The 336-nt window shown below is 74.7% G+C and carries 1 protein-coding gene; it reads right to left on the minus strand.

Features of this window, described 5'->3' with window-relative positions; all coding sequences use genetic code 11:
* Positions 1 to 56: 56 nt before the first annotated feature.
* Positions 57 to 336: oligopeptide/dipeptide ABC transporter ATP-binding protein (locus U858_RS0133025; RefSeq protein ID WP_369797765.1), on the minus strand; the 280-nt coding region annotated here is incomplete at its 5' end.

Genomic DNA, 336 nt, shown 5'->3' on the forward strand with positions numbered 1-336 from the left:
GCGGCGACACATCGAACCAGCAGGCCAGGTCGTCGGCCCGCAACAGGAAATCTTGGTCATGCGGCATGGGCGACGCCTCCTTGGTGCAGCCAGCAGGCGCTGACCGTGGCGCCCGACGGCGAGGCCGCCAGCGCCGGACGGGCCTGGCCGCAGCGCGGCCCGGCCATGGCGCAGCGCGGGTGGAACGCGCAGCCGTCCGGCATCGCGTGCAGCCGCGGCATCGCGCCGTCGATCTGGTTCAGGCGGGCCGCGCGGTGGCGCAGGCCCGGAATCGCATTCATCAGGCCCTGGGTGTACGGATGGCCCGGGCGCCGCAGCACCTCGAGCACCGGGCCG

It is taken from the genome of Achromobacter sp. DH1f (assembly GCF_000633435.1).
Taxonomy (GTDB): domain Bacteria; phylum Pseudomonadota; class Gammaproteobacteria; order Burkholderiales; family Burkholderiaceae_B; genus Achromobacter; species Achromobacter deleyi.